Source organism: Aquibium pacificum (assembly GCF_040839445.1).
In the GTDB taxonomy this organism is placed as follows: domain Bacteria; phylum Pseudomonadota; class Alphaproteobacteria; order Rhizobiales; family Rhizobiaceae; genus Aquibium; species Aquibium pacificus.
The window spans coordinates 353610-374296 of record NZ_JBDPGJ010000003.1; the positions used below are offsets into that span (position 1 = coordinate 353610).

Sequence of the window (20687 nt, forward strand, 5' to 3'; positions counted from 1 at the left end):
TTCAGACATTCGGTAGGATCGCTTCTTCTCCATTCGATGAACATAGGTGTTCAATCAACTGTTGACAAGTCAGATCGATGTGCGTATCGAGAATTCAGTGAACATATACGTTCACTGAATAAGGAGATTTCGATGCCTGCCCCTGAACACCCGACAATGCACCCCGCCCAGCGGGTCACCCCGCAATGGACGGCGTTGCCGTCCTGGCTGCCCGTGCCTGCAATGGGCGCGCTGCCCGTCAACAGCTTCCTCCTGAGGGCTCCGAGCCGGTCCTCGTCGACACCGGGCTTGCCGCGCTCGGTTCGGAGTTCATGGATGCGCTGGAGCAAGAGATCGATCCGGAAGACCTTCGGTGGATCTGGCTCTCCCACATGGATGCCGACCATGTCGGCAATCTCGGCGGCGTGCTGGAGCGGGCGCCGAACGCCAGGGTCGTCACGAACTTCCTCGGCATGGGCAAGATGAACCTCGCGGGATTGGACGTCTCGCGCGTCCATCTGCTGGAGCCGGGAGAGCGCCTCGACCTCGCCGACCGCAGTCTCGTGCCGCTGCGGCCGCCCTACTACGATGCGCCGGAGACGATCGGCTTCTTCGATGCCACGGACCAGGTCTTCTTCGCAGCCGACAGTTTTGGTGCGCTGCTGCCCGACACAGCCGACGAAATCGATGCCGTGGACGATGAAGCGCTTCGCGACGGCCTGGTCGGCTGGTCGTCGATCGACGCGCCATGGCTGACCACGGCCAACCAGGCAACGCTTGGCCGGACGCTCAGAAGCATCGAGCGCCTGGACCCCGAATTCGTGCTGTCCGGGCATTTGCCGCTCGCGCGCTGCGGGGTGCGGCGTCTGACCGGTCACATCGAGCGCGCCTACTGCCGCGGACCCAACAGCGCGATCGATCCGCTCGCCATCGAGCACCTCGAAGCCGCCTTTGCATAACGACACCATCAGGAAGAAAGGACAAGTCCCATGACCACGCTAGAACTCGTCCGGGCGTGTCGCCGAAGTCCGGTCTCGCGCGCGTCAGCCGCATTGCTGGCTGTCGGCTCCGCCATCGCCGGGACCGTTTTGAACGGCCTTGCCGCGCTGGACCGGCAGGCGGAACTGCGCCGTGCCGAGCGCGAACTCGCCGCGATGCCGGATCACATGCTGAAGGACATCGGCATCTCGCGTGGCGCGATCCACAACCGCGTCCACGGACTTCCGGACTGAACCGGAACTGCCGCCGTCGCACCTGGATGCGACGATAGAAACTGACCTCGCCATTGCCGACGCAAGCCAGTCGCCCTCGCGGGCGGCCTGGGACCACGTGCGCCGGAGCGGCCGGTGCGGCCCGGCCGTCGGCGACCTCCAACGCATGAAAGGACCAGAGAATGAGAAACGACAGCATCATCGACATCAACCGCCGCACCGTGGAGCGCTTCCTCGCCGGGACGCACTCGCGGAACATCGCGGACGTTAACATCATCGACGAGACGGTTGCGGAAAAGATCACCTGCCACGGCTTCCCGGGCTTCTCGATCGACGATCACGAGAGCTACAAGACGTTCTTCCGTGTGTTCCGGCAATCCTTCACCGACATGGACTGGACCGTCCATGCGCTGGTGGCGGACGAAACCCACGTGTCCGCGCGCTGGGAGATCCATGCGACCTTCAGCGGCGACTTCGCCGGCGTGAAGGCGGACGGACGGCGCATCCGCTTCGACGGCATGGTGCTCTACCGGATGGAGCGCGGCCTCATCGCCGAGACCTGGCTGCACATCAACGAGATGGTGCTCCTGTCGCAGATCGGCGCCGTTCCGGCGCTCGGCGCCTGAGCGCCAACGGAAAGCCGGTTCGCCCCGCGGACCGGCTCTCCTCTCCCGTTTGAAAGGTTTGAAAGATGTTCGAAACGCCCATCACGCGCGACTTCGGTCTCGCGACTCCCATCGTCAATGCCGGAATGGCCATGATCGCCCGGCCCGAGCTCGCCGCGGCGGTCAGCAACGCCGGAGGGCTGGGCACCATCGGCTGCGACATCAGCCCGCCGGACGTCCTGCGCGACCTCGTTCGCGAGACCCGCAGCCTCACCGACCGACCGTTCGGCGTCGATCTCATCGGCGACTTCGTCACCGGCGAACACATCGACGTCGTGATTGAGGAGCGGGTCGCGCTGGTGATCTTCTTCTGGACGCTGCCCGACGCGGAGCAGGTCCGGCGCATAAGGGCGAGCGGGACGAAGGTCTGGATCCAGGTGGGAAGCGTGGCCGAAGCCGACGACGCCGTCGCGCTCGGCATCGACGCGCTCATCGTCCAGGGTGCCGAGGCGGGCGGGCACAACCGTTCCGAAGCCTCCTCCATGACCCTGTTCCCGCGGCTGCGGCGGCTCCATCCGGACCTGCCGATGCTGCTGGCGGGAGGCGTGGTCGATGGTGTCACCATGGCGGCGGCGCTCGTGCTCGGGGCGGACGCCGTCTGGTGCGGCAGCCGCTTCCTCGCTGCCGCGGAATCCGCGGCTCACCCGGACTACAAGCACCACGCCCTCAAGGCCGACGTCGGCGACACGGTCCTGACGTCCATCTACGGACCCGAGTGGCCCGGCCAGCCGATGCGCGCGATCCTGAACGAGGGTGCGCGTGTGGCAATTGGCGGGCATGCCGACGATGTCCACGAGGCCTCGAGTGCGGCCGTCGGAACGACGCTGCTCCACGGTCAGCGAATTCCGCTGTCGCGATACAGCGCGATCCTCCCCACGCAGGACTTCGACGGAGACATCGAGCAGACTTGTCTGACCGCTGGACAGAGCGTGGGCAACATCGACCGGGTGATGCCCGCGGCGGAGATCCTGCGGACAATGACAGAGGAAGCGACTGAAGCGCTTGCAAGATTCGCAGAGCGGGCGATTGCGTTGTGATCGCAGGAGTCAGTTGGGAGGTTGGCGACTACACAAGTCACCACGGCTTCGGATACTTTATGGCTTCCAGTGGCCGAGTTGCCTCAATCCGCTCAGATTGTCCCATTCCGCCCATGCTTCGGCGATCCTGCCGTCTTCGATCCTGTAGATCGCGATGTAGTCGGCAGTCAGCCTCTTGCCAGATGGCGCAAGGTCGTCGAGGTAGCCAAACTGCGTTCCGGTAAACCGGTGCCGGACGGCCACCTTGTTGCCATCCACGAGCATTTCTTCGATCGTCTCGCGGCGTCGGGGAAGGTTTCGAACTCCCTCTGAAGGAACTCGATCAGGTCGGCGCGGCTGAGAACCGGCCGCTCCCCAGCGGCGGCGCTGTGTCGGGGGAAGTCCTCTGTCACGACATCGCCGACGGCACGCCAGTTCCTCTCGTTGATCGCGTCGACGAAAGCGCGCACCAGCATACGTGCGTCGGATGTGATCGCCATGCCGGACCTCCAAATGTTTCGAATTGCCGCGGGCGGAGGGCCTTGCCTCCGCCCGGAGTGACATTCTAGCCTTCGGCATCCACTCCATAAATCGCGTCGCGGAGTTCAGCCGGGAACTCGCCGATGACGCCTGCGACGGAGGTGTTGGTCAGGACGACGACCGTCAACTTCTCGGCCGGGTCCACGAACCAGTGGCTTCCCAGCGCCCCGCCCCACTGCCAGGTGCCTACCGTCTGCGGCGTTGCGGCCGCCTGCGGATCGAGAAGCACGGCGGCGCCGATGCTGTGACCCCAGCCTTCACCCTCCGTCCATGCCCGCAGTTCCCCGATCACGTGCTTTCCGAACGCCAGGGCGGAAGCCTCCTCAAGGATCGGCCCGCCGCCGGTCCGGATCGCCTCTAGGAACCGCAGGTAGTCGGCGGCCGTGCCGCTCATACCCCCGCCGCCTGATGGATGGGCGTCCGGATCGGTGGCGCGTCCGGGGTAGACCCTCACGCCGGTTCCGAGCGGAATTTCGTCTCCGGCGTCATTCATTCGCACCGCCCTGCCGTCTCCGTCGCGATAGGCCGCCGACAGCCGCACCGGGTCTTTCACGAGGAAGGTCGTATCCGTCATGCCGAGCGGTCCCATGAAGTAATGAGCCACCGCATCGGGAAGCGTCATCCCGGAGACTTCCTCGATAACCGCGCCGAGCACGTCGGTGGACAGCGAGTACCGCCATTCCGTTCCCGGCTCATACACCAGCGGGATTGAAGCGAGCCTGCGCATGCTCTCCTCAAGCGACAGCGCCCCTGTATCATCCAGCCCTTCCGAGATCAGGCCCGATCGGTAGGGGCTCTCGTCCGGCTCGAGGAAGCTGTAGCTCAGTCCGGACGTGTGCGTCATCAATTGGCGGATCGTGATGTCGGGTCGACGACCGTCTGGCAGTGCCGGCGTGAAGTAGGGCAGCCACTGCGCGACCGTGTCGTCCAGCGAGAGCCTTCCTTCCTCCATCAATGCCAAGGCCGTCGCCGAAACGATCGCCTTTGTCATGGACGCGTGCCGAAAGATCGTGTCCTCCGCCACGGGCTTGCCAGCCTCGCGGTCTGCGAACCCAGCGGCTCGGCGATAGATCACCTCGCCGTCTTTTGCGATCATGGCGACGGTTCCGACTATGCGCTCGGCATCGACCCAGCGGTCGATCACGGCATCCACGCGCCGGGTCAATGCGTCGTCCGCCAGCGCCGGAGCCTGCGAGGCCACCGCCGCCGCAATGCCTGCCGCAGCGATCGCGGTGAGATGCTTCCGATCTCGGAGTTCGGTCCAGGTCTTCATCTGTCTCTTCCTTCTCGTCTTGAGGATTGCCTCAGTACGAGAAGGCCTAGGTGTCGCGGCGTACGACCGCGAGTGACAAATTGGACAGAAACGGGGCTTTCGTGCCAGCTTGGCAGCATGAGCCCAGTCGCCCCGCCCCCGGTCGCCGTCAGTCTGCTGGCGCTGCCTGAGACAACGCCGGCGACCTTCTACGGCCTGCTCGAGGTCTTTCGGGCCGTAGGCTCGGCTTGGACTGAACTGACCGGCGAGCCAGCGGCTTGCCGCCGGTTGGAAGTCAGCATGGTTGCGCGCGACACTCAGCCCTATGCCTCGCCCGTCGGCCCGCCGATCGCCCCTGGGAAGGCGCTGGGAGAAGTCAGTAGGGCCGATGTCCTCATCGTTACCGATCTTGCTCTGGCGCCAGACTTCGACGGCTCCGCCTGGGCACGGGAAGCGGCCTTCCTTCGGGAACAATTCGACGCCGGTGCGATGATATGCTCCGTCTGTACCGGATCGCTGCTGCTGGCCGAGGCGGGTCTGCTGGACGGCATCGAAGCGACCACCCATTGGGGCGCCATCGAGCTCCTTCGATCGCGCTATCCGAAGGTGTTGCTGCGGCCAGAGCGCATCCTCTGCCCCGCGGGACCGGAGCATCGAATTGTCACAGGAGGGGGCCCGGCTGCCTGGGAGGACCTCGCGCTCTATCTGATCGCCCGCTTCTGCGGCGAGAAGGAGGCACGCAGGATCTGCAAGGTCTTCTTGCTTGGTGACCGTTCGAGCGGCCAGCTTCCCTTCGCCGCGATGGGTCGGTCGCGCAGCCATGAGGACGCCGTGATCGGCCGCTGCCAGGAATGGCTTGCCGACAACTACGCCCGACCGTCCCCCGTGGCGACGATGACGGCATCCTCCGGTCTCCCGGAGCGCAGTTTCAAGCGGCGGTTCAAGTCCGCCACCGGTTATACGCCGATCGACTATGTCCAGGCCCTCCGTGTCGAAGAGGCCAAACAGCTCCTCGAGACCACGCACGCTCCTGTGGAGGAAATCGCCCTTCTGGTCGGCTATGAGGACCCAACCTTCTTCCGAAGGCTCTTCAAGCGACGAACTGGTGTAACCCCGGCGCGGTACCGCCAGAAGTTCCAGTCGGTCACCCGCCCGCCGCCTCCTACACCATCAGCAGGGACACAGCCAAGCGACGTGACGGCTGGCGGAGTGCTCACTCCGAGCCCACCACCTCGATAGGGGTGCCGCCCCTCCGAAAGTCTGCCAAGGATCGGCGACATCTGAACCCCAGGGCCAATTCCATGTTGCAGCGCGCAATTGCCTACTACCGTGTCTCGACCCAGCGGCAGGGTCGCTCAGGACTGGGCCTTGAGTCGCAGCGTGCCGCCGTCCAGCAGTTCGCCGCAGCACAGGGCTGCGATATTCTCGACGCCTTCACCGAGGTGGAAACCGGCAAGGGATCCGATGTGCTCGAGCGGCGACCGGTACTGGCTGCTGCACTCGCCCCTGCTCATCGATTCGAATCTGCCCGTGGTGCAATCAAATCAATCCGTATCCCGCAGCAATGTCGGCTTCCACGCAGCGACCAAGTCAACCTGAAGGTCCGGAACGGAGGCGCAGTCTCGACGTTCTGCTATCGGACTACCTCGCGGGGGAGTTCTCGTTCTCGGGGACGATTGCCTGCTCAGAAATGGTCTTCCACGTGTCCACTTCTGCTTCCTGATCCGACCAGAGGAGTGAGACAGGTTCGAGGAAATCGATGCTTCCACCCTGGCGTTTGCCATCGAGTATGGCTTCCACAATTCTGGGCGAGAGCAGGGTCAGGCCGAGCAGGCGGGTGACGTAGGAGCGGCTGATCCCTTCCTGACGCGCCAGGTCGGCGATGGTGGCGAACTCCCCAGATTCGAGCATCCGTTTCCAGCGGAAGGCGCGGGCAAGCACCTTCACTAATGTGTTATCCGTCCGGCGCGGCTGGGTGGCGCCGTCGGGCATCTGCATCTCCTTGCGACCGCCACGCTTCACCATGCGGAACGGGACGTGGAGCGTGATGGTCTCAGGCAAGGATGTACCGTGGTTCATGCGGCGCACTCCAGGGCACTGCCCCGCATCTCGCGCGCGAGACCAGTCAGTCCGTCGATGCGGAGCCGGACATTCAGGCTCTCGGTGCCGATGTCGACCCGTTCGACCAGCAGCGCCACTATGCGCGCCTGCTCGGCAGGAAAGAGTTCCTCCCACAGCGGATCGAGTTGGTGCAGCGCGGCGCGGGCATCAGCCTCGGTGATGTCGTCGGCATGGATGCGAGCACCCTTCCACGTCCCGGCCACGATCTCGGGCTGGCGGAACACGGCGCGGAGCTGGTCGATGACTGCCGCCTCGATCTCGCCCGCCGGCATGCGGCCCACCGAACATGATCCGGCACCGTGCTTGAGCACGGTCTGGCTGACGTAGTAGCGGTAGAGCCTGCCGCCCTTGCGGGTGTGGGTCGGAGAAAACGCCGCGCCGTCGGGGCCAAACAGCAACCCCTTGAGGAGGGCAGGGGTATCGGCGCGCGTACGGGCGGCGCGCTTGCGGGGGCTCTCCCGCAGGATGGAATGCACCTTGTCCCACACATCGCGGTCGATGATCGCATCGTGCTCGCCGGGATAGCTGTTGCCTTTGTGGACGACCTCTCCGATGTAGGTGCGGTTGTTGAGCATCCGGTAGATCGACTTCTTGTCGATCACCGTTCCGCGCGAGGTGCGGATTTTTCGCTCCGCAACTTCTCGCGCCAACTGCGTACCTGAACCGATCTCCAGAAACCGGCCGAAGATCCAGCGGACCTGTTCGGCGTGATCCTCTTCGACCAGCAGCTTTCGGTTCTCAATCCTGTAGCCGAAGGGCGGGTAGCCGCCCATCCACATGCCTTTCATGCGTGAAGCCCGGAACTTGTCGCGGATGCGCTCGGCGGTGACTTCGCGCTCGAACTGGGCGAAGGACAGCAGGATGTTCAACGTTAGCCTGCCCATGGAGGTGGTGGTGTTGAACGATTGCGTCACCGAGACGAAGGTCACGCTGTTCCGGTCGAACACATCGACCAACTTGGCAAAATCCATCAGCGAGCGGGAGAGGCGGTCGATCTTGTAGACGACCACGACGTCGACCAGCCCTTCCTCGATATCCTGAAGAAGCCGCTGCAGGGCAGGGCGCTCAAGTGTCCCGCCCGAGATGCCGCCGTCGTCATACTGATCTCGGACGAGCACCCAGCCTTCGGACCGCTGGCTGACGATGTACGCTTCGCAGGCATCGCGCTGGGCGTGGAGCGAATTGAACTCCAGTTCCAGCCCCTCCTCGGAGGATTTCCGGGTGTAGACCGCGCAGCGGAGCTTTCGGACAACAGGGGCTGTCATGCTGTCCTCCGGTGGTTCTTCAGGCCGAAGAAGACCCATCCGTTCCAGCGCGTGCCGGTGATGGCGCGCGCGATGGCCGACAGGGACTTGTAGGGCCGCCCCTGCCACTCGAAACCTGTGGCTGTGACGGTGACGATCTGCTCGACGCCCTGCCACTCGCGCAACAGCCTGGTGCCGATGATTGGGCGGTCGCGATCGAGGCGCATGGTGCGCTTCTTCTTGCCGCCGCCGTCGAGTTCCTCGCCCAACCGCTCCAGCCGCCGGACCGCCTCCGGCTTCAGCCCGCCATAGGTGAGTTCCTGAATTCGATAGGCGAGGCGGCTTTCGAGATAGCGGCGGTTGAAGACGGGCGGTTCGGCTTGAAAGAGGTCGCGCCACTGCTGCTTCAATTCCGGCGTCGAACTCGTCTTCAGCGCCGCCAGCTGGGCCGGGATCATGTCGGTCATAGCATTCTCCGTTCGTCGTTTGCGAACGGACCACCGCTCTGGCGGAGGCTGAAGTCCAGCGAACTGTTCTCCGAACCGGCAACTACACCGCTTGACTGTCGCGCCCGGAGACGAACCAGACCCGCGGCGAGTATCGCGCAGAGTTCGTGGCGCCGTTCCGCGGGTGAAAGGCGATCCGGGGCGAGGGGGTTCGGACCGGACTTCCAACTGTTCGCGGAGTTGTACATGACGACACGCTTACCGAATGCCACCTCCAACTCCACTCTACCGCGAAGAGGCAGGTAGCGGTGCGTACGTGTGGGTAAGTCAGCGTGTAAGCGGTGGAAACTGCTCGCGAATCTAGCGACAAGGAAAGTGTTCCTCTATACTGTTGCCATGAATCGAAACAACGAACCTGCTTCGAAATTCGCGTTCCTCGATCAAACGGAACTGGCAGCCCGATGGCGGCTCAGCCCAAGGACGCTGGAGCGCTGGCGCTGCTTTAAAACCGGTCCCTGCTTTTTTAGGCTTGGGGGCAAGGTGCTCTACTCGACCGAAGATGTACTTGCCTTCGAGCGGCGCCGCCGCGCCGAGACACATTCCTCCATCATCGGCCGGTGGTGAGATCCATGGCCGATGTGAACCTAGATGCTCACGCTGACGACGCTGCACATCCGCGACTTTCGGCGGAACTCACCACGCTTATGACCCAGCTCTTCTCGGCGGGTTTTTCCCTACTGCCTCTGGGTGGTTCGAACGGCAAGAAGCCGATCGTGGAATTCAAGGGAAGAAAGCGGCTTCCGCTCGGGGTGATCGTGAACCGGATGGCGGCGGGGGGCAGCCTGACCTATGGCATCCGGCTGGATGGGCTTCTTGTGATCGATGTGGACACAGACACGCCCGAAGCGCGCGCTTACGTGGAGCACCGTTTCGCTGCATCCGGCGCCCGCACGCGGACGAAAAGAGGCTTTCATCTCTACTATCAGTTTATCGATGGCAAGCCGCCGAAGGCAGTCCGCCTCCCAAACATCGCCATCGACTTCAAGACAGGAAGGAATTCGGTGAACTCTGGGGCGCAGACTACTCGCGCTTCTCCGTGTCGCGGCAGGTCGTCGACTACATGTTGGCCGAAGGCCACATCGTCCCTTTGTCGCTGTGTCTGCTTCTGGAATCCAACCACCGACACAAAGGGGATGTCCGTTTTGCGGTCGTTCCCAATGCCCTTATCCTATCGGGCGCCCTGAAGATCGGACGCCGCCAGATCTATGACGCGATCGAGGTACTGCTGAAGTTCCGCCTGCTGGAGCGATGTGGTGATCGAGCGAGCAGGCGCCATCCTTATCAGTATCGCCTTACCGCATGCAGGAGGGGAGAGGAGGAGAGAGAGGTCTGTACTTACATTGGTGTCCTCTGGGGATACACAAAATCTGGCACGGCCGGGAGAGGCAGCTGCATGAAGAGGTTATCTGTCAAACTCACAACTGACGGGAATGAGGTGGCTCACGGAGTGGTCATCGACTGGTGCGTTCCGTTCGCGCGCAAGGTCCTTTCGAGGCTGCACGAGTACGATGACGCATGGCCGCGTTCTGCCAAGCCCGGAATTGTGATCAGTATGTCTACGGCCGCCGACGGCTCGATCGTCGGTGACGCCTCCGACGTCCGGCGGTCGGAAGAGCGCCGGGCCATCCTGGATGTCCTGCGCACCGGTCTGTGGCCGATGACACCCTCGGATGTCGCCGCCGCTCTGGGCAAATCATCCGGTTCCGTCAAGAAGATGATGTTCGTGATGGCGAACGCCGGTGAGATAAGGCGCCAGTCTCGCGGTCTCTATGTCCTGGCAATCCCCGGTAACCTTGGTAACAGCGGTAACCCATGCGAAAATTCTCATGAAAATCAGGTGGATGATGAGTGGCAGGGAGGTTACCGCCATGATCTGCCCCGGTAACTTCGGCTCCGTGCGGTAACCGGGAGCAGGGAACAGGTTACCAAGGTTACCGCTGCTCCAATGGTCGGTAACCTTCTCGACATGAACAAACTCAACAGGTTGGGCTACCCCAGTTACCAAGTTACCAAGGTTACCGGGGGTGGCGGAGGACCAACCCAGGGCTACTCGGGCCCAGCCAGGGCTACTTTGCTTCGGTGGGATCTTGTGGATGGGAGAATTCGCGAATTTCGCATCATCCGCATTCCCGCGCCGCCGTGCATCATTCCGCCGTGGTGCATTCCTTGCCTACGATCATGCATCCCTCCGCTGCGGTCCTTCATTCCTGCTCCGGCTCTGTCACCTCGATCTTGCCAACGGTCGCGTCCGCCGCGCAATTCCTGCAACGAGCTCTAAGTCGGCCCAGCCTGCCTGACGTCGCGCCGGCCGACCAGGAACCAGGTCAGCATCCGCCCCTTGCCCTTGATGTCGACCGCCCCCCGCGGCTCGAGGCGGAAGTACTGATCGAGCCGCGCGGCCATCGCCTTCGGCACTTGGATGCGGCCTGCTTCGCCGGTCGTTTCCATTCGCGCGGCGAGGTTCACCGCGTCGCCCCAGACGTCGCAGAAGATCTTCTTCGTGCCGACGACGCCGGCCACGACGGGGCCGCCGGCGATACCGATACGCATCGGCACGGCACGTCCGAGGGGGTCGCGCAGGTTTTGCGCCGCGTCTCGCATGGCCAGGGCGAAGTCGGCCAGCGCCTCTGCATGGTCGCCCCGCGCTGCTGGCACGCCGCTGACCACCATATATGCGTCGCCCGTCGTCTTGATCTTCTCCAGCCCGTGTCGTTCGACCAGCAGGTCGAATTCGGAATAGGTTCGGTTGAGGAAGGCGACCAGCTCGTCCGGCGAAAAGTCGCCGGTGAGCGTAGTGAAGCCGGCCATATCGGCGAACAGCACCGAGGCGTCGTCGAATCGGTCGGCGACGACGCCGTTGTCCTTGAGGCGAGCGGCGATTGGGGCCGGCAAGATGGAGAGAAGCAGCGATTCCGATCGCTGGAACTCGCGCTCCGCTGTCGCCTCGGCGCTCGCGAGTTGCCGCAGTACATAGACCATCACCGTGAAGAGCAGTACCGTGTTGATGACCGCGCTTGTGACGAAACTGCCCCAGAACTGGACTTCTGGCGAGACCAGCCCCGTGTCGTAGGGCGCGACAAGGCGCAGCATGATGAGCAGGCCGGCCGCAACAGCGCCGGCGAGGGCGGCAAGCACGATATGCTCGGTGCCGATCAGCAGCACAAAGAGCGCCGTCGCGGTCAAATAGAACATGTCGCTGCCGCCACCGGTGCCGATCTGGTAGGCAGAGCGGAAGATGGCCCAGTAGGCAAATGCGAGAAACACCAACGGGGCAGCCAGCGGGCTTAACCGGTGCAACAACGGCAGCGCGGCGAATGCGGCGGCGATGCCGGCGTTCGTCAGCCCGCGCGTGAACATCCCGGGCGCTGGATCGAGCATGCGCAGGATCGCAAAATATCCCGCCTGTGCTGCACAAATCCAAGCCGCGATGTTCATGGCGCGCAGCCGACGAGCGACCTTTTCCGGGTAGCCCTTGGTGCCGAACGCGATGTTCGGGACCCAACGCATCGATGCGTCTCCGCGACCTGCAAGGGCCAATTTCTCCATCGTCGGCCGGCGTTGGTCAAGCTGCCCGTTGCGGAGATCAGTGGGTCGCGTCGGAAGACGCAGGTGAGCTCGTGGGATCCGCCAAACGTTTCGGCCAGAACCCGGGAGAGCCGGAGCTTCCTGCTGCATCGAAAGCGGGATGGCCGCGAACATCTCGGACTGAACTTCGCCATCCCCAGCCGCTGAGTATCAGCGCCGAAGCAACCGGACTAAGCCGTGTGACGCACGTGAATGTCATGCCTGTCGTAGCTTGGCTGAGATGGTATCGTCTCGCTTGGCATGTGGAACCAGGGTGACCGCATGGCGGGTCAAAACTTCGGGCGACCTTCATCCCTGGACCGGTGCAGCCAGCATGCACAGATCTTTTTCCCGCCTATGAAGGAGCGCGGGGCCAGGAAGGCCATGACCCAGTGCGGCGGACCCTCCTACGAATCTTCCGACAAGGACCGGAGGGCAGTACCAGGTATTGTGCGGCAGCACGTCGCTGATAGTGCGACGCGCCCATGGTAGGCGCCGTCACTGTCGGCCGTGCGCAGCGCCATGCCGACGGTTCCACCGGCCTGTGGCATCAGAGGTTGCCACGCCCCGGTTGCCCGCCGATCAGGACCGCTGGCAGCGCCAAGGAAAAATTTTGGGGCGGCATCTTGAACGGAATTTTTCCCGTTCCCAAATCGATTTCCGTCGAGGCCAAGGAGGCTCGACAGAACAGGCACCGCAAGTGCCCGGTGCCCTTGTACCCATGTTGCTTCAAGGAGGATATGGCTATGAGAACTATCGACTTCGCACCCTTCTACCGCGCCACGGTAGGTTTCGACCGCCTCTTCGATATGCTCGACAACAGTGCGCGCCCCGACTGGCCGCCCTACAACATCGAGAAGAAGAGCGACAACGAGTATCGCATCTCCATGGCGGTCGCCGGCTTCGGTCCTGAGGAGATCGAACTGACGCAGCACGGCCCAGAGCTCCTGGTGACGGGCCAGAAGATGGTCGAACAGGACGAACGGCAGGTCCTTCACCAAGGCCTCGCGCTCCGGAACTTCAAGCAGACGTTCAAGCTCGCGGACCACGTAAAGGTGGCGGCCGCGCATCTGGAGAACGGCCTGCTTTCGGTCGACCTCGTGAGGGAGGTCCCCGAGGAGATGAAGCCGCGCAAGATCGAGATCGGCGCGTCCGTTGGCACCCTGAAGCAGGACAGCCAGCGCAAGCAGATCGATCACGAGCCGGAGCGGCAGAAGAACGCCGCCTGACTGTTCCCTGGACTGCAGCCGCCTTCTTCCGGGGAGGCGGCGACAGCGGAGATCGGAGATGGAAAACGAACTTCATGTCCCGGACGGGAATCGATGTGCGCGCCAGATGTCGGGTCTCGCTGCGCATCTGGACGACATTCTCAACCATCCTCACCTGACGAAGGCGGAAAAGCGCGCCGTCCTCGCTTCGTGGGCTTCCGACGCAAGAGCGGTTGAAGGAGCGCCTGCGCTGCGCCAGCTCGATAGCGGCGCGGTCGTCGATGTCAGAGATATCATTCAAGCGCTGAAATCTCTCGATGAACCGGAGCCGCTTCAGGCGCGGGAGTCGCGCTGGGCGCTGGCTGTCGTTCGCCAAAGGATGCAGCCTCGCCGGCCGCGCGGCATGAACCGACTGCAGGGGAAGGACGATGATGACGACCCTCCGCCCTGCCCAGCTTTGGCGGCACTCCCGGTCAAGATGTCTTTCGTCCGGGCCTGCAGCGAGTATAGCAATAGAGGTGTCCGCCTGCGCGCAGCGGCCTGAGATCAGGTAGTGACTGCACGCGAGGTAGACCGCAGATAATTGCGGACTGCCGAAAGTGAAGGCGAAGGGCCGTGCGGCCGGCGGGAAGGCCTACGCGGTACAAACTTCGATCAGGCACTTGCCCGCGGGCACCGACTCGAGCGTGACCGGACGAATGAGGCAGGAACCGGCAGCGGTCTCGCCATCGTGAAGGAAATTTCCGACGCTCAGGGTTGGAAGGTATTCTCATGCGACCACCGCCGCACCGGCTCGAGCATTTGCCTGCTCTTGCCGCGTTGCCCACGAGAGACCTGATATCGAGCGGTCATGCGAGAGACTGCGGATGACCGCTTCGACCGCAGACGCCTGGCCTTTTTACCGACCTCGAATATTGCTCCGGTTCGTCAGCTATCCGTCGAGGAGATCCAAGACCAAACCGTCCGCTGTCGGCCCCAGACCCGTCGGAAGATCAGTTGGCGAGGCTGCGTACGAAGGAACAGGTCGAGCGTGCAGTTCGCATTTTGCGTAAACCGAAGTGTCAGATCCTAGGCATTCCTCTTGGCCGCGTCGTACGTTTCTGCGCGGCGATGCGGAACGGAGCGTTCGGTCCGCCGTAGCCGCGATAGGGGCCCCGCCGCTCGACGATCTCGAAGAAGAAGCCCTCGCCAAAGTTCTGACTGTAGAACTGAAAGAACTCGCCGGTCTCGTCGCGGTCGTAGAGGATGTCGAACGCGCGCAGCCGCTCCGTCTGCTCCGGAGCGAGACCGAGGCGGGCCTCCAGGTCGTCGAAGTAGTTCGGCGATATCTTCAGCGGCATGAAGCCGTTCTCGCGCAGTCGCGCCGCGGTGGCGAAGATGTCATCGGTTGCGAAGGCGAGGTGCTGCACGCTCGACCCGAAGGTTTCCGCGATGAAATGGCCGGCCAAAGTCTTGCGGTTCTCGGCCCCGTTGAGGGTAAGCCGCAACGCACCGTCATCGCTCTCGATGACCTGGCTGCGCACAAGGCCGGACGGGTCGACGACGTCGACCATGGGCGATTTCCGCGTCCTGAAGATCGATGTGTAGAAGAGCAGCCAGGTCAGCATCTCCTCGTAGTTCATCGTCTGCGCGATGTGGTCGATGCGCGACAGCCTCGCGGACCCGTGCGGCGCTGGTGCGAGCGGCTCGAACTCGACGTCCCACACGTGCGCCGTCCGCCCGTCGATAAAGTAGATCACGCCGCCGCCGACGCCCCTGATGGCGGGGATGGCGAGTTCACCCGGCCCGTGGCGCTGTTCGAAGGTCTCCGCGCCCAGCGCGCGGGCACGCTCAACTGTCGCGACCGCGTCCGCGACACGCAAGCCGATCGCATAGGCCGACGTGCCGTGGACGATATAGGAGGAGTGGGCGAAGCCGTCGCGCTCGGTGTTGACGACGAGGTTGATGCCGCCCTGGCGGTAGAGCGTGACCTCCTTGTTGCGGTGACGGGCGACCGCGGCGAAGCCCATCGCCTCGAACAGCCTGCCCAGCTCCTCTGCCTCCTGCTCGTCGGCGGCGAACTCGACGAACTCCACGCCCTGCGCCTCGATGCGGTCCGGGATGTCCGGGACCTCGATGGCCATAGCCGGCTCCAGCCGGGCAACCTGGTCCATCAGGTAGATCAGCGACCGCCGCCCATCGACCGAGATCGACCGCGGCGAGCCGCCGCGAAACTGGTCGTTAAAGATTTCGAGCGACAGCGGCCCGTCATAGCCCGTCGCCGCAACGGCCCGCATGAAGTCCGTCACGGCCAGGTCGCCCTCGCCGGGCATGCTGCGGAAGTGGCGGGACCAGTAGAGCAGGTCCATGTCGATGCGGGGCGCGTCGGCGAGCTGGACGATGAAGATCCGGTCGCCGGGTATCGCTCGGATCGTGTCAGGATCGATTTTCTTCGCCAGGGTATGGAAGGAATCCAGGATGAGCCCGATGTTCGGGTGGTCGGCGCGTCGCACGATCTCCCAGGCGTCGCGGTGGTCGCTCACGTGCCGTCCCCAGGCGAGCGCCTCGTAGCCGACACGCATCCCCCGCCTGGCCGCCCGTTCTCCGAGCTCGCGAAAATCAGCCGCCGCGCGGTCGATGCCGCCGAGCGACAGCGGCGACACGTTCGAGCAGACCAGCATCAGGTCCGTACCGAGTTCCGCCATCAGGTCGAACTTGCGCTCGGCGCGATCGAAGGTCCGCGTGCGGTGCGGCTCCGGCATTCCCTCGAAATCGCGAAACGGCTGGAACAACGTGATTTCGAGGCCATGGTCGCGGACCATGCGGCCGACCTCGGCTGGCGTGCCGTCGAAGGCGAGGAAATCGTTCTCGAAGATTTCGACGCCATCGAAGCCGGCCGCGGCGATCGCCGCCAGCTTCTCGCGCAGGTCGCCGCTGATCGAGACGGTGGCGATCGAGGTTTTCAAGGTCCGCCGCCTTCGATCATGTCGACCAGCGCCCGCACCGCAACCGGATAGCCCCGCGGGCCGAGCCCGGCGATGACCGCCGTGGCTGCCTTCGAGACCAGCGAATGATGGTAGATCTCCTCGCGGCGGTGGATGTTGGAGATGTGCAGCTCGATGATCGGCCCGGAAAACATCTTCAGCGCATCGAGCAGCGGAATGGAGCGGAAGGACAGGCCGGCGGGATTGATGACGATGCCTGCGCCCTCGTCGATGGCCTCGTGCACCCAGTCGACCAGCTGGTGCTCCGCGTTCGTCTGAAGAAAACGGATCGGCCGATCCGCGGCTGCCTCCCGGCACATCGCCTCGATCTGGCCCAGCGTCGTCGTGCCGTATATCTCCGGTTCGCGCTTGCCGAGACGGTTGAGGTTCGGCCCGTTGAGGACGTAGATCGGCTTCATGGTCTATCCCTGGTATCCGAGGAGGCGAGGCAGCCAGAGCACGAGGTCCGGCACGAAGGTGATGAGTGCGAGCGCGACCAGCATCGACATCAGGAACGGCATCGTGTCCCGCACCAGATCGCGCAGCGGCACTTCGGCGATGCGGGTCATGATGAAGAGCAGGAGGCCGTAGGGCGGCGTGATCAGGCCGATCATGATGTTGACGACGACCATCACCCCGAAATGCACCATGTCGACGCCGAGCGCCTGTGCCGTCGGGATCAATACGGGAATGATGACCAGCAGGATTGTGGTGCCTTCCAGGAGGCAGCCCAGCAGCAGCAGCACGACGTTGACCAGGATCAGGAATCCGGTCGGCGACAGGTCCCAAGCCCGCAGCAGGACGGCGAGGGACTGCGGAATGTTCTCCACCGTCACGACGTAGTTGAAGACCAGCGCGCCGGCGATCAGCATGCCGATGGAGGCGGTGGTTCGGGCGCTATTGAGCACCGAGCGGTAGAACTCGCCGAAGCTGACGCTTCGGTAGAGCACCACCGAGATCAACAGGGCATAGGCGGCCGCGATGGCCGCAGCCTCGGTCGGCGTGGTCGCCCCCGAATAGATGCCGCCCAGAAGCACGACGGGCATCATGAGGGTGGGCAGCGCGCGCCAGGTCACGCGCGGCAGTTCGCGCAGCGGCGTTGGCCGTTCGACCGGAAACCCCTTCCGCCGCGCGTCGAAGACCACGATCACCATCTGGGCGAAGGCCATCAACAGGCCGGGAACGACGCCTGCCAGGAACAGGTAGCCGATCGAAGCGTCCGAAACGAGTGCGTAGATCACCATCGGGATCGAGGGCGGGATGATCGGTCCGATCACGGCGGTTGCGGCGGTCAGTGCGGCGGCATAGCTCGCCGGATACTTTCCGTCCTTGGTCATCAGCAACTGCATCATCTTCCCAGTGCCGGCGGCGTCGGCGATGGCCGAGCCCGACATGCCGGCGAAGATGATCGACTGCAGGATGTTGACGTGCGCCAGCCCGCCGCGGAACCGGCCGACGACCGCGTTGCAGAAGGTCATCAGCCGGTCGGTCATCGAGCCGATGTTCATCAGCTCCGCTGCGAGGATGAACAGCGGCACGGCCAGGATGATATAGTTGGAATACATCCCGTTGAGGAACTGCTCCGCAGCCGTTCCCATGTCGAGGCCCGCGAGCGCGAGGTAGAGGATCGAGCCCGCGATCATCGAATGGCCGATCGGCAGGCCGAGCAAGGCGAGCGCCGTGATGGCGATCAGCGACAGCGAGAAGGGGCTGGCCAGGTTCATACGCCGGAACTCGCCTTCGTCGGGTCGAGCCGGTCGGTTTCATCGCCTCTGAGCGCGTGGAAGCCGAGCCAGAGATAGCGGAGAATGCTGGCCACGACGAAGACGATGTAGATCGAGAAAAGCCAGTCGAAGCGTATCTTGAGATAGGCGGTGCTCTCGACCTTCATGAAGGTGACGTAATCGAGGACGGCCGGGAACGACATGCCATAGAGCACGATCAGTGCCGCGGCCGATACCAGCGTCATTGCGCGCCGCGTGCGGGGCCCGACCCCGCCATAGATCAGGTCGAAGCGGATCTCCTCCTCCTCGCGCACGACGAAGGCCGCGCCGAAGAGCACGATCCAGATCCACAGGACGACGCTGATCTCGTTGGTCCAGCCGATCGGCAGGTTGAGAACGTAGCGGAACGTGATCTGGAGCAGGAAGGCAGCGAACATCGCAACGAGCATCGCCGCGAGCAGGTTTTCGGCCCTCCGGTAGAGCCATGCGCCGAGGGGCGCCCATCCGCTGGCCATCAGGTCATCCTCCGGAGAAAGTGCCGCCGGAAGATCTGCTTCCGGCGGCGGCGGCCGCGTCGAACCTCAGAGGGCGTTTATCTTGTCGACCATGCCGGCAGGCCACGCCTTGGCCTGTTCGGAAGCGAGATACTTGTCCTGCACGTGCTTGCGGAAGGCGGCGACGTCCGGCTCGTAGATATTCAGGCCCTTGGACTTGAAACTTTCCGCCAGTTCCTTCTCGCGGGCGAGGTGCTTCTCGGTAGAGAAGTCGATGGCCTTGTCGGCGGCGGCCTGGAACGTCGCCTGCTTCTCCGCGCCCATGTCGTCCCACACCTTCTTGGAAACGGAGAGCAGGTCGTAGCCGACGAGGTGCGAGGTCAGCACGATCTGGCTCATCACCTCGTAGAACTTCATGTTCTCGACGTTCGGGAGCGGGTTGTCCTGTCCGTCGATCGCCCCGGTCTGCAGGCCGGTATAGACCTCTGCATAGGCCATCGGAGTGGGATTCGCCCCGAGCGCCTCGCCGAGGAACTGCCAAGCGTCGCCGCCGGGCATGCGCAGCTTGATGCCCGCCATGTCGGCCGGCGTCTTGATCTCCTTGTCGACCTTCAGGCCGACCTGGCGCACGCCGAAATAAGTCGGGCCGAGCACCTTCACGCCGAGCTGGTCTTCGGTCATCTGCTTCATCTCCGCACCGGCATCCGAGGCGAAGAAGGCCTTGAGGTGCGCCGCGTCGCGGAAGAGGTAGCCGGCGGTAAGGATCGACCAGGCCGGTATCTGCTTGGAGATATCCTGCGGGGCGATGTTGCCCATCTCCAGGTTGCCCCGCTGAAGGGCCACGAGCTCGGTTCCCTGCTTGAACAGGTTGCCGCCATAGTAGCCTTCGAACGCGAAGTCGTTGGCGATCGCGTCGGAGAACATCTTCATCATCTCGGCGCGGATGTCCTGCTCCGAGAAGACCGCCGAGAAGCGCAGCTTCGGCTTGTCCTGCGCAAACACCGGAATGGCTGCGGTAGCGCCGATCGCGGCGGCGCCGGCAAGAAACGTTCTGCGGTTGGTCATGATATTCATAGGTCTTCCTCCCTGGTTGATCGTCAAAAAGCGGTGATCCTCGCCTCGACCCTTTCCGGCAGCTTTGCGGAACGCGGGCATGCGAGATTCTTCGTACGCGGGCAGATGTGCCGGGCTTCCAGTGCGGGAGCCGAGAAGGGCGGTGGTGCCACGCGCGTCGTCATGCCGCCGCCTCGAAGTGTCTCTCCATGGCCGAAAGGTCCGCGGCGCGCCCGGTGAAGAGTTCGAAGGCGCGCGCGGCCTGCCCGATGGCCATGCCGATTCCGGGCAGGGTGCGACAACCCAGAGCCTGCGCCTGCCGCAGGAGCTCTGTCTCCTGCGGAAAATAGATGACGTCCGACACCCACTGCGACGAATGAAGATGCCGCGTGTCGAACGGCGTTCCGGGGAACTTCGCCATACCGACGGGGGTGGTGTTGACGACGCCGTCGGCGTCGGCCAGTGCGGTCCCGATGTCGGCGACGGCGAGCGCGGAGATGCCGGCGCCCCCGAGACGCGCGGCGAGGGTCCGTGCCCGGGAGACGTCGGCATCCACTATCGAGATGCGGCGCGCGCCGAGCGCCACCAGCGCGTAGGAGACCGCGGATCCGGCGCCGCCCGCGCCGACCAACACCACATGGCCGAGCGCCGCACCCGACATCGCGGCACGGAAGCTCTCTGCGTAACCCCAGCAGTCGGTGTTGTGACCGGTACGCCGCTGCCCGAACACCACGGTATTGACCGCGCCGATCGCAGTGGCGTCCGCGTCGATCACGTCGAGAAGCGGCATGACGCTCTGCTTGAACGGGTAGGTGATGTTGAGGCCGTGGAAGCCGAACAGCGCCGCCGCGTCGATTGCGGCGCGCAGGTCATCGTCTGCCAGTCCGATCGCGTCGAAGTCGATCAGGACATAGGCGCAGGAAAGGCCCAGTCGCGCCGCCTCGCGTTCATGCATGTCTGGAGACCGCGACAACTGGATGCCGCGGCCGGCAAGACCCACCAGCACGTCCGGACGGGCGCCGGGTACCGCCATGCGGCCTCGCATCAGTCCTTCGATCGCCTTCGCGATCGCGGCATTCCCCGGCATCGTTCCTCCCGGGCCGCCCGCAGACGGCTTGTCTTCGTTCGGCTCGACCCGGTAAATGGG

The 20687-nt window shown here is 64.0% G+C and carries 21 protein-coding genes and 2 pseudogenes; 11 read left to right on the plus strand and 12 right to left on the minus strand.

Going from position 1 to position 20687, the window contains the following annotated elements; genetic code table 11:
- The first annotated feature begins 185 nt into the window (after positions 1-185).
- The 4 genes from ABGN05_RS14215 (at position 186) to ABGN05_RS14230 (ending at position 2892) form a co-directional block, all read left to right on the plus strand.
- Positions 186-938 (plus strand): oxygen-binding di-iron domain-containing protein, encoded by a 753-nt coding sequence (locus tag ABGN05_RS14215; protein WP_367954691.1) that lies wholly within the window; start codon positions 186-188, stop codon positions 936-938.
- Positions 939-968: 30 nt separating this feature from the next.
- Positions 969-1211, plus strand: a complete 243-nt coding sequence (locus ABGN05_RS14220) for a DUF1127 domain-containing protein (protein WP_367954692.1) — start codon at positions 969-971, stop codon at positions 1209-1211.
- A gap of 161 nt (positions 1212-1372) precedes the next feature.
- Complete coding sequence (locus ABGN05_RS14225) at positions 1373-1816, plus strand: ester cyclase (RefSeq protein WP_367954693.1); 444 nt, start codon at positions 1373-1375, stop codon at positions 1814-1816.
- A 65-nt stretch (positions 1817-1881) separates the two neighbouring features.
- The gene (locus ABGN05_RS14230) at positions 1882-2892 is read left to right on the plus strand and encodes an NAD(P)H-dependent flavin oxidoreductase (protein WP_367954694.1); all 1011 of its coding nucleotides are present in this window, start codon (positions 1882-1884) and stop codon (positions 2890-2892) included.
- Between the two features lie 57 nt (positions 2893-2949).
- On the opposite strand, the pseudogene ABGN05_RS14235 reads toward ABGN05_RS14230, so the two are convergent.
- Together ABGN05_RS14235 and ABGN05_RS14240 are read right to left on the minus strand one after the other, a co-directional pair.
- A pseudogene (locus tag ABGN05_RS14235) lies at positions 2950-3371 on the minus strand (ester cyclase).
- Between the two features lie 65 nt (positions 3372-3436).
- A complete protein-coding gene (locus ABGN05_RS14240; protein WP_367954695.1) occupies positions 3437-4684 on the minus strand; it encodes a serine hydrolase domain-containing protein in 1248 nt (415 codons plus the stop codon).
- Between the two features lie 279 nt (positions 4685-4963).
- Between ABGN05_RS14240 and ABGN05_RS14245 the strand changes: the two genes are divergently transcribed.
- The gene (locus ABGN05_RS14245; protein ID WP_367954696.1) at positions 4964-5902 is read left to right on the plus strand and encodes a GlxA family transcriptional regulator; all 939 of its coding nucleotides are present in this window, start codon (positions 4964-4966) and stop codon (positions 5900-5902) included.
- 62 nt (positions 5903-5964) lie between these two features.
- A pseudogene (locus ABGN05_RS14250) lies at positions 5965-6186 on the plus strand (recombinase family protein); the annotation flags it as partial.
- A 118-nt stretch (positions 6187-6304) separates the two neighbouring features.
- Here ABGN05_RS14250 and ABGN05_RS14255 read toward each other — a convergent pair.
- The 3 genes from ABGN05_RS14255 to ABGN05_RS14265 are packed head-to-tail and all read right to left on the minus strand — an operon-like array spanning position 6305 to position 8495.
- On the minus strand, positions 6305-6742 hold the full coding sequence (locus ABGN05_RS14255; RefSeq protein WP_367954697.1) for a ParB/RepB/Spo0J family partition protein: 438 nt from the start codon (positions 6740-6742) through the stop codon (positions 6305-6307).
- Positions 6739-8049 carry a recombinase family protein gene (locus ABGN05_RS14260; RefSeq protein ID WP_367954698.1) on the minus strand — a complete coding sequence of 437 codons (1311 nt, stop codon included), beginning with the start codon at positions 8047-8049 and terminating at the stop codon, positions 6739-6741. The genes ABGN05_RS14255 and ABGN05_RS14260 overlap by 4 nt, the downstream gene beginning before the upstream one ends.
- Positions 8046-8495: a DUF2924 domain-containing protein gene (locus ABGN05_RS14265; RefSeq protein WP_367954699.1), complete on the minus strand. Its 450-nt coding sequence runs from the start codon at positions 8493-8495 to the stop codon at positions 8046-8048. The genes ABGN05_RS14260 and ABGN05_RS14265 overlap by 4 nt, the downstream gene beginning before the upstream one ends.
- A 354-nt stretch (positions 8496-8849) precedes the next feature.
- Between ABGN05_RS14265 and ABGN05_RS14270 the strand changes: the two genes are divergently transcribed.
- The 3 genes from ABGN05_RS14270 to ABGN05_RS14280 all read left to right on the plus strand — a co-directional run bounded on the left by ABGN05_RS14270 (position 8850) and on the right by ABGN05_RS14280 (position 10419).
- Complete coding sequence (locus tag ABGN05_RS14270; RefSeq protein ID WP_367954700.1) at positions 8850-9098, plus strand: helix-turn-helix transcriptional regulator; 249 nt, start codon at positions 8850-8852, stop codon at positions 9096-9098.
- A gap of 5 nt (positions 9099-9103) precedes the next feature.
- Positions 9104-9718, plus strand: coding sequence for a bifunctional DNA primase/polymerase (locus ABGN05_RS14275; protein ID WP_367954701.1), 615 nt, complete (start codon positions 9104-9106; stop codon positions 9716-9718).
- A gap of 263 nt (positions 9719-9981) precedes the next feature.
- Positions 9982-10419, plus strand: coding sequence for a hypothetical protein (locus tag ABGN05_RS14280; RefSeq protein WP_367954702.1), 438 nt, complete (start codon positions 9982-9984; stop codon positions 10417-10419).
- Between the two features lie 389 nt (positions 10420-10808).
- On the opposite strand, the gene ABGN05_RS14285 is transcribed toward ABGN05_RS14280, so the two are convergent.
- Complete coding sequence (locus ABGN05_RS14285) at positions 10809-12233, minus strand: adenylate/guanylate cyclase domain-containing protein (protein WP_367954703.1); 1425 nt, start codon at positions 12231-12233, stop codon at positions 10809-10811.
- Between the two features lie 611 nt (positions 12234-12844).
- On the opposite strand from ABGN05_RS14285, the gene ABGN05_RS14290 reads away from it, so the two are divergent.
- Together ABGN05_RS14290 and ABGN05_RS14295 are read left to right on the plus strand one after the other, a co-directional pair.
- The gene (locus ABGN05_RS14290) at positions 12845-13327 is read left to right on the plus strand and encodes an Hsp20 family protein (protein WP_367954704.1); all 483 of its coding nucleotides are present in this window, start codon (positions 12845-12847) and stop codon (positions 13325-13327) included.
- 58 nt (positions 13328-13385) lie between these two features.
- Complete coding sequence (locus ABGN05_RS14295; RefSeq protein ID WP_367954705.1) at positions 13386-13850, plus strand: hypothetical protein; 465 nt, start codon at positions 13386-13388, stop codon at positions 13848-13850.
- A 517-nt stretch (positions 13851-14367) separates the two neighbouring features.
- On the opposite strand, the gene ABGN05_RS14300 is transcribed toward ABGN05_RS14295, so the two are convergent.
- From ABGN05_RS14300 to ABGN05_RS14325, 6 genes are all read right to left on the minus strand, one after another.
- A complete protein-coding gene (locus tag ABGN05_RS14300; RefSeq protein ID WP_367954706.1) occupies positions 14368-16251 on the minus strand; it encodes a bifunctional sugar phosphate isomerase/epimerase/4-hydroxyphenylpyruvate dioxygenase family protein in 1884 nt (627 codons plus the stop codon).
- Complete coding sequence (locus ABGN05_RS14305) at positions 16248-16688, minus strand: type II 3-dehydroquinate dehydratase (protein ID WP_367954707.1); 441 nt, start codon at positions 16686-16688, stop codon at positions 16248-16250. The genes ABGN05_RS14300 and ABGN05_RS14305 overlap by 4 nt, the downstream gene beginning before the upstream one ends.
- Before the next feature lie 3 nt (positions 16689-16691).
- Positions 16692-17993 carry a TRAP transporter large permease gene (locus tag ABGN05_RS14310; protein WP_367954708.1) on the minus strand — a complete coding sequence of 434 codons (1302 nt, stop codon included), beginning with the start codon at positions 17991-17993 and terminating at the stop codon, positions 16692-16694.
- A complete protein-coding gene (locus tag ABGN05_RS14315; RefSeq protein WP_367954709.1) occupies positions 17990-18508 on the minus strand; it encodes a TRAP transporter small permease in 519 nt (172 codons plus the stop codon). Before ABGN05_RS14315 ends, ABGN05_RS14310 begins: the two co-directional genes overlap by 4 nt.
- Before the next feature lie 66 nt (positions 18509-18574).
- Positions 18575-19561, minus strand: a complete 987-nt coding sequence (dctP, locus tag ABGN05_RS14320) for a TRAP transporter substrate-binding protein DctP (RefSeq protein ID WP_367954710.1) — start codon at positions 19559-19561, stop codon at positions 18575-18577.
- A 160-nt stretch (positions 19562-19721) separates the two neighbouring features.
- Positions 19722-20627, minus strand: coding sequence for a shikimate dehydrogenase (locus ABGN05_RS14325; RefSeq protein ID WP_367954711.1), 906 nt, complete (start codon positions 20625-20627; stop codon positions 19722-19724).
- Between the last annotated feature and the right edge of the window lie 60 nt (positions 20628-20687).

Coding starts and splice junctions, on each gene's coding strand:
- ABGN05_RS14230 (WP_367954694.1), top strand. CDS start 1,882: ATGTTCGAAACGCCCATCACGCGCGACTTCGGTCTCGCGACTCCCATC.
- ABGN05_RS14255 (WP_367954697.1), bottom strand. CDS start 6,742: ATGAACCACGGTACATCCTTGCCTGAGACCATCACGCTCCACGTCCCG.
- ABGN05_RS14225 (WP_367954693.1), top strand. CDS start 1,373: ATGAGAAACGACAGCATCATCGACATCAACCGCCGCACCGTGGAGCGC.
- ABGN05_RS14305 (WP_367954707.1), bottom strand. CDS start 16,688: ATGAAGCCGATCTACGTCCTCAACGGGCCGAACCTCAACCGTCTCGGC.
- ABGN05_RS14275 (WP_367954701.1), top strand. CDS start 9,104: ATGGCCGATGTGAACCTAGATGCTCACGCTGACGACGCTGCACATCCG.
- ABGN05_RS14325 (WP_367954711.1), bottom strand. CDS start 20,627: ATGCCGGGGAATGCCGCGATCGCGAAGGCGATCGAAGGACTGATGCGA.
- ABGN05_RS14295 (WP_367954705.1), top strand. CDS start 13,386: ATGGAAAACGAACTTCATGTCCCGGACGGGAATCGATGTGCGCGCCAG.
- ABGN05_RS14285 (WP_367954703.1), bottom strand. CDS start 12,233: ATGTTCGCGGCCATCCCGCTTTCGATGCAGCAGGAAGCTCCGGCTCTC.
- ABGN05_RS14215 (WP_367954691.1), top strand. CDS start 186: ATGGACGGCGTTGCCGTCCTGGCTGCCCGTGCCTGCAATGGGCGCGCT.
- ABGN05_RS14245 (WP_367954696.1), top strand. CDS start 4,964: ATGGTTGCGCGCGACACTCAGCCCTATGCCTCGCCCGTCGGCCCGCCG.
- ABGN05_RS14240 (WP_367954695.1), bottom strand. CDS start 4,684: ATGAAGACCTGGACCGAACTCCGAGATCGGAAGCATCTCACCGCGATC.
- ABGN05_RS14290 (WP_367954704.1), top strand. CDS start 12,845: ATGAGAACTATCGACTTCGCACCCTTCTACCGCGCCACGGTAGGTTTC.
- ABGN05_RS14260 (WP_367954698.1), bottom strand. CDS start 8,049: ATGACAGCCCCTGTTGTCCGAAAGCTCCGCTGCGCGGTCTACACCCGG.
- ABGN05_RS14315 (WP_367954709.1), bottom strand. CDS start 18,508: ATGGCCAGCGGATGGGCGCCCCTCGGCGCATGGCTCTACCGGAGGGCC.
- ABGN05_RS14310 (WP_367954708.1), bottom strand. CDS start 17,993: ATGAACCTGGCCAGCCCCTTCTCGCTGTCGCTGATCGCCATCACGGCG.
- dctP (WP_367954710.1), bottom strand. CDS start 19,561: ATGAATATCATGACCAACCGCAGAACGTTTCTTGCCGGCGCCGCCGCG.
- ABGN05_RS14220 (WP_367954692.1), top strand. CDS start 969: ATGACCACGCTAGAACTCGTCCGGGCGTGTCGCCGAAGTCCGGTCTCG.
- ABGN05_RS14265 (WP_367954699.1), bottom strand. CDS start 8,495: ATGACCGACATGATCCCGGCCCAGCTGGCGGCGCTGAAGACGAGTTCG.